The organism is Paenibacillus sp. FSL L8-0638, assembly GCF_038593075.1.
GTDB lineage: Bacteria > Bacillota > Bacilli > Paenibacillales > Paenibacillaceae > Paenibacillus > Paenibacillus polymyxa_D.
In genome coordinates this window covers 5,855,142-5,867,090 of the sequence record NZ_CP151960.1, presented here as the reverse complement: position 1 = coordinate 5,867,090, position 11,949 = coordinate 5,855,142, and the positions used below count along the sequence as shown (strand labels likewise).

At 49.2% G+C, this 11,949-nt stretch carries 11 protein-coding genes; all 11 read left to right on the top strand.

Going from position 1 to position 11,949, the window contains the following annotated elements; all coding sequences use genetic code 11:
- Position 1: 1 nt before the first annotated feature.
- The 11 genes from dnaB to MKY35_RS26155 all read left to right on the top strand — a co-directional run bounded on the left by dnaB (position 2) and on the right by MKY35_RS26155 (position 11,808).
- The gene (dnaB, locus tag MKY35_RS26205; RefSeq protein ID WP_013373892.1) at positions 2-1,360 is read left to right on the top strand and encodes a replicative DNA helicase; all 1,359 of its coding nucleotides are present in this window, start codon (positions 2-4) and stop codon (positions 1,358-1,360) included.
- A gap of 377 nt (positions 1,361-1,737) precedes the next feature.
- Positions 1,738-3,024 carry an adenylosuccinate synthase gene (locus MKY35_RS26200; protein ID WP_029518946.1) on the top strand — a complete coding sequence of 429 codons (1,287 nt, stop codon included), beginning with the start codon at positions 1,738-1,740 and terminating at the stop codon, positions 3,022-3,024.
- 203 nt (positions 3,025-3,227) lie between these two features.
- Positions 3,228-4,052, top strand: a complete 825-nt coding sequence (locus MKY35_RS26195; protein WP_322251694.1) for a carbohydrate ABC transporter permease — start codon at positions 3,228-3,230, stop codon at positions 4,050-4,052.
- A gap of 53 nt (positions 4,053-4,105) precedes the next feature.
- Positions 4,106-5,137: an ABC transporter ATP-binding protein gene (locus tag MKY35_RS26190; protein ID WP_342445253.1), complete on the top strand. Its 1,032-nt coding sequence runs from the start codon at positions 4,106-4,108 to the stop codon at positions 5,135-5,137.
- Positions 5,138-5,235: 98 nt separating this feature from the next.
- A complete protein-coding gene (locus MKY35_RS26185) occupies positions 5,236-6,405 on the top strand; it encodes an extracellular solute-binding protein (protein WP_025723151.1) in 1,170 nt (389 codons plus the stop codon).
- A gap of 2 nt (positions 6,406-6,407) precedes the next feature.
- A complete protein-coding gene (locus MKY35_RS26180; RefSeq protein WP_322251692.1) occupies positions 6,408-7,250 on the top strand; it encodes an ABC transporter permease subunit in 843 nt (280 codons plus the stop codon).
- A 31-nt stretch (positions 7,251-7,281) separates the two neighbouring features.
- Positions 7,282-8,796: a hypothetical protein gene (locus tag MKY35_RS26175; protein WP_342445252.1), complete on the top strand. Its 1,515-nt coding sequence runs from the start codon at positions 7,282-7,284 to the stop codon at positions 8,794-8,796.
- On the top strand, positions 8,793-9,260 hold the full coding sequence (locus tag MKY35_RS26170; protein WP_342445251.1) for a hypothetical protein: 468 nt from the start codon (positions 8,793-8,795) through the stop codon (positions 9,258-9,260). Before MKY35_RS26175 ends, MKY35_RS26170 begins: the two co-directional genes overlap by 4 nt.
- Entirely contained in the window at positions 9,253-10,260 is a 1,008-nt protein-coding gene (locus MKY35_RS26165; RefSeq protein WP_342445250.1) for a CehA/McbA family metallohydrolase, read from the top strand. The genes MKY35_RS26170 and MKY35_RS26165 overlap by 8 nt, the downstream gene beginning before the upstream one ends.
- Before the next feature lie 27 nt (positions 10,261-10,287).
- Positions 10,288-11,004: a GntR family transcriptional regulator gene (locus MKY35_RS26160; protein ID WP_342445249.1), complete on the top strand. Its 717-nt coding sequence runs from the start codon at positions 10,288-10,290 to the stop codon at positions 11,002-11,004.
- Between the two features lie 147 nt (positions 11,005-11,151).
- Positions 11,152-11,808 (top strand): hypothetical protein, encoded by a 657-nt coding sequence (locus tag MKY35_RS26155; protein ID WP_165145447.1) that lies wholly within the window; start codon positions 11,152-11,154, stop codon positions 11,806-11,808.
- Positions 11,809-11,949 lie beyond the last annotated feature (141 nt).

Sequence of the window (11,949 nt, the reverse complement as noted above, 5' to 3'; positions counted from 1 at the left end):
TATGGGCGGCGAATTTTTTGATCGGATTCCTCCGCAAAATCTGGAGGCTGAACAGGCGGTTATCGGGTCTATTTTGCTCCAGTCTGAAGCACTGATTACCGCAATGGAGCGGGTGCAGACCGAGGACTTTTATGATAAGGCTCATCAGATGATTTACGAAGCAATGATTGAGCTGGGTGAATCCGGACAGCCGATTGACTTGGTTACGCTGACCTCGAAAATTCAGGACAAGGGACAGCTAGAGGATATCGGTGGTGTCAGTTATCTGGCGAAGCTGGCTCACGGGGTGCCAACAGCGGCTAACGTAGATTACTATGCCCAGATCATTGAAGAAAAAGCGATGCTTCGTCGCTTGATTCGTGCAGCTACGCAGATTGTGAGCGAAGGCTATAGCAGTGGCGAGGATGTCGCTGGTATGCTGAGCGATGCTGAGCGCAAGATTATGGAGATATCCAACGGGCGCTCAGGTAGTGGTTTTATTGCCATCCGCGATGTCGTGATGGAAGTGTTTGACCGCGTTGAATTGCTGCATCAGAACAAGGGCAATACGACTGGGATTCCGTCCGGGTTTGTTGATTTGGACAAGATGACGGCGGGGTTCCAGCGCAATGACTTGATCATTGTGGCCGCCCGTCCATCCGTAGGTAAAACAGCGTTTGCTCTGAATATTGCGCAAAACGTTGCGGTTCGGGCAAAGGAGACAGTAGCCATCTTCAGTCTGGAGATGTCGGCCGCTCAGCTCGTGCAGCGGATGATTTGCGCCGAGGCCAATCTGGACGCGAACGTCATGCGGACAGGTGAATTTAAAGGCGACGACGATTGGGCGAAGCTGACGATGGGCATTGCAGCCTTGTCAGAGGCGGAAATCTATATCGATGATACACCCGGCATCACTGTGGCGGATATCCGTGCCAAATGCCGCCGTCTCAAGGCGGAAAAGGGACTGGGTATGATCGTAATCGACTACTTGCAGCTTATTCACGGACGAGGCAAAGCAGGCGAGAACCGGCAGCAGGAGGTATCTGAAATCTCACGGACATTGAAGCAAATCGCTCGTGAACTTGAAGTGCCTGTAATTGCCCTCTCCCAGCTGAGCCGGGGTGTGGAGCAGCGTCAAGACAAGCGGCCGATGATGAGTGACTTGCGGGAATCGGGTTCTATCGAGCAGGATGCTGATATCGTGGCGTTTCTGTACCGGGATGATTACTATAATCAGGAAACAGAAAAGAAGAATATTATTGAGATTATCATTGCCAAGCAGCGTAACGGCCCGGTCGGTACGGTAGAGTTGGTCTTTCTCAAAAATTATAATAAATTCGCTAATTACGAGCGTGCCCATTCGGATGCGTTCGCCGGATAACATATTAGTATCATTAAAAAAGGCTCTTTCGACGCGGATTTCGCGATCTCGAAAGGGTCCTTTTTTATAGAATTCACATATTTTCATATAAGGAATGAAACTCTCAATTACGAACAATACTATTTTCATGTAATATAATGTTCGCTTTTTATTTGACTTTAAAAAATGGTGCTGTTACACTTATAGTGCTGCTTCAACGCAGTGGGGAGAACATTACGCCCGGGGCTTTCCGAACCTACGGAATGTCTGCGACGGACGTTTTTTCCTGCTGTCCGAGAGCGCTCCATATCTGCTCGCTCAGGCGGTTGAAGTCGGATATGCGTAGTGTGTCAGCTCAAAATCAGAGTGTCTGTGGGCACTCCACGGAGGAATGAAACATGTCAACTGTAGTCGTTGTGGGAACACAATGGGGAGACGAAGGCAAAGGTAAAATCACGGACTATCTGGCGGAAAGCGCTGAAGTAGTGGCCCGTTACCAAGGCGGAAACAATGCTGGTCATACGATTCTCATTGACGGTAAAAAGTACAAGCTGAGCCTGATTCCATCCGGCGTTTTTTATGAAGATAAAAAGTGTGTTATTGGCAACGGCATGGTCGTAAATCCAGCCGCTCTTATTGAAGAAATTACTTACATTCATGATAATGGCTTTTCCACAAAAAATCTGGTCATTAGTGACCGCGCACATGTGATTATGCCGTACCATATGACGCTGGATGTGCTGGAAGAAGACCGCAAAGGTCCTAACAAAATTGGTACTACCCGTAAAGGGATCGGCCCTGCTTATATGGATAAAGCTGCACGTAACGGTATTCGTATTGCTGATTTGCTGGATGCAGAGGAATTCGAAAAGAAGCTGCGCCATCAAACGAAAGAAAAAAATCAAGTGATTGAACAAGTATATGGCGGCGAGCCATTGGATGTAGAAGCAATACTAAAACAGTATCTGGAATATGCTGAATTTATCCGTCCTTATGTAGGAGATACATCTGTCGTGTTAAATGATGCAATTGACGCAAATCAAAAGGTACTGTTTGAAGGTGCGCAAGGCGTTATGCTTGATATCGACCAAGGTACGTATCCTTACGTTACGTCCTCCAACCCGTCGGCTGGCGGCGTATGTATTGGTTCCGGTGTGGGACCATCCAAGATTCAACAAGTCATCGGTGTAGCTAAATCGTATACAACTCGTGTTGGCGATGGACCCTTCCCAACTGAGCTGAACGATGAAGTCGGCGATTACATTCGTGAAACAGGTCATGAGTACGGTACGGTTACAGGTCGTGCTCGTCGTGTAGGCTGGTTTGACAGCGTCGTTGTGCGCCATGCCCGTCGTGTCAGTGGATTAACGGGTCTTTCCCTGAACTCGCTGGACGTATTGACTGGCCTGAAAACGGTGAAAATTTGCACAGGTTACAAGTACCGCGGTGAGGTGATTACGCATTATCCGGCTAGCCTGAAAATGCTGGCGGAGTGCGAAGCGGTATATGAAGAAATGCCAGGTTGGAGCGAAGACATCACTGGCGTGAAAACGCTGGAGGAACTGCCTGAGACTACACGCAATTACGTACAACGCGTGTCTGATCTGACAGGTATCCCAATTGCTATTTTCTCAGTTGGGCGTAATCGTGATCAAACGAATCAGGTGCTTCCGATTTATTTGTAGGACAAGAATGATATAGCTATTAATACATGTTCAAAGAGAGAGGCTGTTAGCAGCCTCTCTCTTTTTTTATTCTGTGAAGTGTTAAATGGTATCTTTCCCTTTACATAATCTTATCTTCCTTGTCGATTTGTGATAACAAACCCTCTCTATAATCCAAATAGAAAAGAGATTTGGACGTCTAGACGTCTTGAGAGGGATGAATTATGAACTGGTATCTTCGCTCACTCGGCACACGCAAAATTGTTGAATTCATCGTGCTTGTCATTTTCGTCATCTTTTTCCTGGGGCCTCTGACCAATCTCCTCCTCTTGGCGGTTTCGGGAAAATGGCAGTATCCTGCACCGCTCCCGCAGAGCTTGTCACTGGAATGGTGGAAGTTCGTACTTACCCAGGATGATGTAGTCAGCTCGATTTCCCTATCCTTCCTGATTGCGATTACCGTTACGGTCTGCTCCATTATCGTATGTATTCCTGCTGCTTATGCCTTTGCACGAATTTCTTTCCCGTTCAGTAAGTGGTTCCTTTTCTCATTCCTGCTTACGCATGCTTTTCCGAAAATGGGTTTGTATGTGTCCATTGCCGTACTATTCTACCAATTCGGGTTGATGAACACCTTTGCAGGCATTGTGCTTATCCATATGGTAAACACGCTCATGTATATGACCTGGATTCCATCCTCTGCCTTCCGCAGCGTACATCGTGCACAGGAGGAGTCGGCGCGGGATGCTGGAGCCGGACCATTTCGGGTGTTCTGGAAAATCACCTTTCCTATGGCGCTGCCCGGCATTGTGGTTGCCTCCATCTTTACCTTTCTTGCTTCACTGGATGAAGCACAGGGGACACTCCTTGTCGGAACGCCAGACTATAAAACAATGCCAGTCATTATGTATTCCATCATTGCTGATTATCCGAGCACAACGGGTGCTGTTTTCTCGGTCATTCTTACCCTGCCAACGATCATTCTGCTATTGGCAGCCAAGCGTTTTGTAAGTGCGGATGTACTGGCAGGCGGATTTCAGGTGAAGTAACGTAGTTGGTCAAATGAGAAGTTTACAAAATCCTGAAAAGGGAGCCTAAGCTAATGCCCATTCAATTATCCATTCAAGAGTTAACCAAGCGCTTCAAGACAGGAGACGGAGTCAAAGGCATTTCACTTGACGTGATGAAGGGAGAGCTGGTGACACTGCTGGGACCTTCCGGCTGTGGTAAAACAACCGTGCTTCGCTCCATTGGCGGTTTTTTGGACCCGGACAGTGGCGACATTCAGATTCAGGGTAAAAGCGTACTCAAGCTGCCGCCCGAAAAACGTCCGACGGCTATGGTGTTCCAAAGCTATAATTTGTGGCCGCATATGACCGTGTATGACAACCTGGCTTTCGGGTTGAAGATTCGAAAGGTGAAGAAGACAGAAATTGACCGTCAGGTGAAGGAAGCGCTAGCGCTGGTTCGGCTAGAGAGCGCAGAGCGTAAAACGCCGGGACAGCTCTCGGGAGGTCAGCAGCAGCGGGTAGCACTCGCTCGGGCTTTGCTGCTCAAGCCTGATGTATTGCTGCTGGACGAGCCTTTTTCCGCGCTTGATGCCAAATTGCGCATGGAGATGAGAGAGGAGCTGCGTGATATTCAGACCCAGACAGGAATGACGATGGTGTTCGTCACCCATGATCAGGAGGAGGCGCTGTCCATTTCCGACCGAATCGTCGTTATGAATGCGGGCCGGATTGAGCAGCTTTCTTCGCCGCAGGAGATTTATGACAAGCCACAGTCCCTTTTTGTAGCGGGTTTTATTGGCCGTATCAATTTATTAAAGGGGGTGAGTACAGGTCGCAGTGTCTCTGTGAGCGGAATACCGTTTGCGCAAGAGCATGAATACACAGGTGAATCCATGATTGGTGTGAGACCAGAGGATATTGTTCTGACGACAGAAGAAAATGGTTCTCTAGCCGGAACGATCAGACAGGTGATGATTCTTGGTCATTATGCGGAAGTTTCGCTGGATAGCGGTACCCATCATCTGAAAATGTTTGTGCCGCGTGAACGAGCGGCCGAGCTGCGCAGTGGAGAGTACATCAGATTCAGCTTCAGTAAAATGGTTACTTTTCCAACAGCACAATGAAGATTCACGATCAACCTCTATATCGCATCAATGTCCGTCACGAACGCATCATCTGATGATGCTGCGAACTTGTGCAACTATCTAAAGGAGGCAACAACGTGTTTGGGAAAAAGAATATGGGTCTGGTTTTGGCAGGGGTACTTAGTTTATCGTTGTTGGCTGGTTGTGGTAACGGCGGTAATGCCGCCACGGCTACAGGGGAAGCCAAGTCTACAAAAGCGGGGGCCGCTACGGGAACGACGGAAATTTCCTTGTACACTGGAGGGTCTCTGAACGTCAAAGAGCTGTGGGAAACGTTAATCAAGGACTTTGAAGCTAAAAATGATCACGTTAAGGTCAAACTGGTGTATTTGCCAGCAGGAACCGGAGGTGCATCTACACTGGATCGTCTGATTGCAGCCAAGAAAAGCGGGCAAACCGATACAGATATCGACCTGTACGAAGGCAGTCTGGATGACATCACCAAGGGGGTAGGCGAGAAACTGTGGGAAACGGTTGACGCTGCCAAGGTTCCAAATCTGAAGAATGTGGATGAAACGTATCTCAAGCAAGTCAACAATCAGGCCATTCCATACCGTGCCTCTTCGGTTGTCCTTGCCTATAACAGTGCAAAAGTAGCGACGCCTCCGAAAACAGCCGACGAGCTGTACACGTGGATTCGTCAGCATCCGGGCAAGTTTGCCTATAATGATCCGTCCACAGGTGGGTCAGGTAGCTCATTTGTGAACACGGTGATCTATAATTTCCTTCCGCCAGAGGCGATGAACAGTGATGATCCGGCAAATATGAAGAAATGGGATCAAGGCTTCTCACTGCTCAAGGAGCTGGGCCCTTCAATGTACCAAAAAGGAGTCTATCCTAAGAAGAACCAAGGCACGCTTGATATTTTGGCGAGTGGAGAGGTTGATATGGTTCCAGCCTGGTCTGATATGGCACTCGAGCAGCTGGCTAAAGGGCTGCTTCCGGACACGGTGAAGCTGACACAGATCGATCCTGCTTTTACAGGTGGTCCTTCTTATCTGATGGTTCCTTCGCTCTCCTCCAAAAAAGAAGCCACTCAGGAATTCTTGAATTATATACTGACGCCTGAAGCGCAAACGGTGGTTATTAATAAAATGTACGGCTACCCGGGGATTAAGTGGAATCTGATGCCAACGGAGCTGCAAGAGAAATTCAACAGTGTATCTTCTGGATACCGCAGCTTTAACAGCGGAGAGCTTCAGCAGGAAATCTACAAACGCTGGCAAAGTGAAGTAGCGGGCGGTTGATCATGAGTTCATCGTCCAAAAGGGGGATGCTGGGGCTTGCCCTGGTCATCCCGTCTTTTCTCATTTTGCTGGTCGTCGTTATTATTCCGATTCTCTATGCCGTGAAGGAAAGCTTGATTGATCAATATGGAACGGGCTACGGTCTGGCCAACTATATTCGGCTGTTCACGGAACCTGCCATGCGAAGAAATATCATGTATACGATCAATGTCACATTAGTCTCGACGGCCCTTACTCTGGTCATCAGCTATGCTTTGGCGATTTATCTGAGATTCGGCAAAGGGGTTGTCGTGAAGTGGATAGGCCGGTTGTATTTTATTCCGATGTTTGTTCCCGGTGTAATTGCAACGTATGCGATCATTACCATGTATGGAAATCACGGTTGGGCTGCACGTCTTTTGCTGCCGCTCGGCATTGAGACGATTCCGAGGATTATTTATGACTACAAAGGGCTGGTGCTGGCTAATTTGTGGTTCAACATTCCGTTCGCAACTATGCTACTCAGCTCGGCACTTGCCAGCATTCCAAACGCTGTCGTCGAAAGTGCCAGAGATGCTGGAGCCAGCACGATGCAGCTGTTTGGTCGCTTTATTTTACCCCTTTCCTATAAAACGATGTGGGTTGCGGTGACCTTCATTTTCATGGGAATCATGGGCAGCTTTACGGCTCCCTTCCTGATCGGTGCCAACTCACCACAAGTGTTGGGTGTTGCGATGCAGCAGGTGTTTTCCAGCTATCAGGAGACGCATACGGCCAGCGCAATGGCAGTGTTTATGTTTTTACTGTGTTCTTTTATGGGCTACTTTTATATTCGGACAATGGTGAAGGATGCGGATGCCAGCTAGACTGCCGTCATACACTAAGGAGGTTACAGGGATGAATAGCCAAGCAGAGGTGCAAATTACCGGGTTTAGTGGGCGAGTGTGGGAAAAGGATCTGCTGGATTGCGGTTATCGGATTGCCTTACACAAAGCGGAGGTTGAGCTCAGCCCGGGAAACGGGTTCCGGTTTAGGTTCTCCATGCCAGAAGACGGATACGCGGAGCTTGATCTGTTCGCCAGATCAGACAGTGACTGGGCTGCGACAGATCGAGAATCTGCCTTCGTACGCCTCTACCTGAATGAAGCCTATAATCAGGATGTCATTTTGTACTATGGCAGCAGTCAGGGAGTGTATACCCGTTTGTTGGGGTATCTAAAAGAAGGCGATTACGAGGTCTATGCCGAATTTCGCGAACTGGAATCGGCTCCGCTTGTTTCTCGAGCATGGATCGACGGGGTTGAACTGCGCTGCGTGGCTGATTCCTCTCCAAGATCGCTGATTTATCGCCATACGCCGCTTTTATATGGCCGCAATCTGTCACATCCCTATGAGAATCGCTTTACGGACACACCGCTTGTTTTGTTCTATTCCGTGGAAGGAAATGAGGAGAAGACAGTCATCGAATATCAGATGATGTTCAGTCATGAAGATGAGGGAACGCCCGCGCCGCTGCTTATGAGCAAATGGGGAAGAACCACCGATATCGAATGGATGTACCGCGTCGAGCTAGATGCAGGGGGCAATGTTCTGGAAGCTGTTTTCCAGGGGGCACATCATATTACGACTGCGTTTCATGGCAGTTATGATCTGAGTGGCCATCCTGTTCTCCAATCCGCAACAACCAATGGAAACTTTAAGGATGACATTTCATCGGACTATCGTTTTATGCTGCCGCCTGCTTTCCAGTGGAAACCAGAGGAAGAGCCGCGTGAGGCGGTCATGAGCCGTTTTCCTTTTGCCTATCAGGTTACGCAATGGGAGATGGAACGTCAGCAGGAGCTGGAAATGCCGTCACAAGCGTCTTCCATTGCACTTGCACACCAGCGTAGCTATGTGTTTATCCAGACTTCCAAACGTCCCTTACGGGATTCAGGCAGAGAATCGGCTCCAGCGTCCAGACCTGGCTTCAATCGGCGCGAGGAAGATGCCTGTGTCGATGTCCAGCTTCGTCTTCACGGCTCGGAGCAGTGGTATTCATCATGCCACCATGATCTGAGACTCGGGGAGTTTAGAGCCGCTTATGAGGGGGCAGAGTCACATTTTTCTACCACGGTCAAGCTATCTGGAGAGGCTGTGCTTGAGGATATAGCTGAAATTAGAGCCGTATTGCTGGAAGGCGGTGCGGACAGCATGGAAGTGGCTGGACTGTGTGCCTTTACGTTAAACGAGGATAATCTCCCGCAGTTTCCAGGTATTCATACAGACCGGGTGATTGAGCTGACGCGGCTTCAACCCGTAGGTGTTTTATGGACAGCCGACAAAGACGTGTCGGGTGATGAAGGACATCCTGTGAATGATATGGTGAAGCAAGTTGTGGATGAACCGTCCAGCCAGGATGGGCAGTCATGAGCAGGCTGCTGTATGTGGAGGGAACGGTCGATAGAACCTGCACCCAGAGCCATATTACGTACTCCTTCCATATTCCGCAGCCGACTGAAACGATTCGTATTCACTTCTCTTACACGCCCAAGTTATTGGAGGATCAAGAGCAAGCACGAGGAATCATTGAGGAAAGCATGTGCAAATACGGATACGACGAGCCGGGGCATTCAACCGATCTGTGGAAGAAGTATACACCGCTGCAAAATTTATTAACGCTGTCTGTCGATGATCCTGTCCGTCACCGGGGAAATGCGCATCGTCCCGAGATGCAGCAGGAGCATTGGCTCGGTTCGTCTACGGCTTCGCCGGGGTTCCTTGCAGGAGATCATCCGGCAGGCATGTGGCGGATTACGGTCAGTCTGCATGCCGTTGTGACCGAGACGCTTGCCTACCAAATTCATGTATTGGGGGAGGAAGCAGCATATGCTTAAATGGATTCCAGCTGAGCTTCACACCCATACGCTTCACAGCGACGGAAAGCAGACGCTGGAGGAGCTTGTTCAAAGTGCAGTGAATTTGGGGCTTGAATGCATCGCTATGACGGATCACAACACGCAATCGGCACTTTCGGATCAGGAACGGGTTCAGCGGCAGTTCGGTCTCCCGATCATTTCAGGGATGGAGTGGACGACCTTTTACGGGCATATGCTGACGCTTGGGGTTGACCGCTTTATCGACTGGCGTGTGCTGGGACCAGATGACATCCATGAGGGGATTCGGCAGGTGCATGAGCAGGGAGGCATTGCAGGGATTGCCCATCCGTTCAGGATCGGAAGTCCGATCTGTACGGGGTGCTTTTGGGAGTACACGATTCAGGATTGGCACGAGGTGGATTATATAGAGGTCTGGTCAACCCTGATGCCATCTATTAAGCGGGATAGCCAGCGGGCGTTTGCCATGTGGACCGATTTGTTGAATCAGGGGTATCGCATCACTGCGGTAAGCGGTCGGGACTGGCATGTATCTAAACCAGATGATTCACTTCCGGCTGTTACGTATTTGGGGGTTCATGATGAAGCAGAAGAGCGAGAAGGCTTAGCAGATCGGGCAGTTGAGGCGATTCGCCACGGTTCAGTGTCAGTTACGATGGGACCGCTACTGACGATGTGGGCGCAGATTAAGGGCAGAGAACATCGTTATCACATCGGCGAATGTATAGAGCTGACTGTAGAGGATCCACTATCTGTGACGGTTCAATTGAATGTAGAAGCAAGAGCAGCCCATTATAATCTCAAGCCTCAGAATCTTCGTCTTCTGCTGACAAGTAGTCAAGGCATATGCTCGGAGATTCAGATCCCTGCCCAAACAGGAGAATATACGCTGTCATTGCAAGACCCGCTAGGAAAGGGCTGGATACGAGCGGAGCTTTACGGCTGCATGGAAGACTGCGTGATGATGATTGCTTTTACGAATCCGATTTATATGGCTTAACACAATAGAAAGGCTGGGCTTCGGACGGTGCCAACCAAACAAGAGAACATCAAGCAGCGTATAGAAGAATATATGAAGGTTAATCAAATGGGTCCGGGGGATCGGCTGCCGTCGGAAGCAGCACTTTCCCAATCGTTTCGTGTCTCGCGTACGACGCTACGGGGAGCTATTCGCCAACTGGAATCGGAAGGTAAGCTACTAGTAAAACACGGGAGGGGCACGTTTGCGACTTGCCCGCTGCCGAGTATTCCAAGCTCGCTGGACCGCCTGTACAGCATCGGTGACATGATTCGTTCAGCAGGGCTACGGGAAGACGAGCAGCTGGAATCCATTCAGAGAATTTCGGTTTGTCCTCCTGACATTGCCGAACAGATGAGATTTTCCGAGAATGAGCCCATGATTGCTCTAGAGCGTACACGTACTGCCAACGGAGAGGCTGTAGCCCACTCTATAAACTGGATGCCAGAGAAATTAGCCGCTCCCATTTTGGAAGATGACTCTTTTTCAGGCTCGCTTTTTCAGAGTCTTGAGTTCAAGGCGGGGGTAAGAATTGTTGGAGCCTATTCCGAGCTTACCGTTCCAAACTATGACGACGCACATATGACACGTCTGCTGAAGCATCCGCAGGCTACGGTATTACTATTGAAGCAGCTTCACTATGATGAAATGAACAGGCAGGTGCTGTATTCTCTGGATTATGTTCGCAGTGACATTTTCCGTTTCTGGGTGCGTCGTACGCGCTGATTCAATCAGAATGTGGCATCTCCTATTGAATGGTGCTAGTTTTACATATTTCATGGGTTAAAAATCGTCATATCTCGTCAATACTGATCTATATGCACTTCATGATGATACACACATGGCAGGATGCGTATAAGGAGGTAACGGGATATGAGGTGGCTTGGATGGCTGCTCAAAAAAGGAATGACGGTCGTGTTGGTTAGCGCACTAACGCTGGCAGTGACAGGTGTAGTCGTTAATGCTTATGTTCAATCGCTGCTACGGCAGTTTAACATTCAGCTTGATCAACAGCCCATATGGGGATTGGGTTGGCTAAAAGGCAGCGCGGGCACTGACCCAAGCACAGACACGGGGAAGAACAAGACGACAGGAAGTGGCTCGGGAAGTGTAACACCGCCTGATGATGCGTTGCCTGTCATGGGACAGGGCTTAGAAGAAAGCGGAAGTGAGGCAGGTGGCGCAGCCAATGGCAAGGTATCTCAGGAGGGGGCTGCGTCGGCCGGAACATCAGGCAACGAGTCACGGAAGCAGGCAGAAGGTACAACTACACCCGAAACGAGTATTGAAGGCCATGATTTAGTGATTACGCCCGACCATTTGACAGAGAAGAAGAACAACTTACCGGCTGCACAGAAACAGGAAATTTTTGCGATTCTGATGAATAAGCTGCCGCCGGAGGAGATGCAGAAAATATCAGCCGCGATGGAAGGGGGTCTCACTGAGCAGGAGCTTCAGGATATTCAGCAGGTGCTTGCGAAGTATTTGACCAAAGAGGAATATAACAAGCTGATGGCTTTGCTTAAATAAGTATTTTACAAAAATCCAATAAGCGACTTCCAATGAACAAGATATAGAGCGAAATGGGTTAGTTTGTCCAGATGAATTCATGGGCAATGCTTATGCTCAAAATAGGACTGTAGAATCCGCGCCATGCGCGGATTTTTTTGC

Bases quoted from the DNA above. Each gene is read 5' to 3' on its own strand.
- dnaB (WP_013373892.1), top strand. From the start codon at position 2: ATGGGCGGCGAATTTTTTGATCGGATTCCTCCGCAAAATCTGGAGGCT.
- MKY35_RS26200 (WP_029518946.1), top strand. From the start codon at position 1,738: ATGTCAACTGTAGTCGTTGTGGGAACACAATGGGGAGACGAAGGCAAA.
- MKY35_RS26195 (WP_322251694.1), top strand. From the start codon at position 3,228: ATGAACTGGTATCTTCGCTCACTCGGCACACGCAAAATTGTTGAATTC.
- MKY35_RS26190 (WP_342445253.1), top strand. From the start codon at position 4,106: ATGCCCATTCAATTATCCATTCAAGAGTTAACCAAGCGCTTCAAGACA.
- MKY35_RS26180 (WP_322251692.1), top strand. From the start codon at position 6,408: ATGAGTTCATCGTCCAAAAGGGGGATGCTGGGGCTTGCCCTGGTCATC.
- MKY35_RS26175 (WP_342445252.1), top strand. From the start codon at position 7,282: ATGAATAGCCAAGCAGAGGTGCAAATTACCGGGTTTAGTGGGCGAGTG.
- MKY35_RS26170 (WP_342445251.1), top strand. From the start codon at position 8,793: ATGAGCAGGCTGCTGTATGTGGAGGGAACGGTCGATAGAACCTGCACC.
- MKY35_RS26165 (WP_342445250.1), top strand. From the start codon at position 9,253: ATGCTTAAATGGATTCCAGCTGAGCTTCACACCCATACGCTTCACAGC.
- MKY35_RS26155 (WP_165145447.1), top strand. From the start codon at position 11,152: ATGAGGTGGCTTGGATGGCTGCTCAAAAAAGGAATGACGGTCGTGTTG.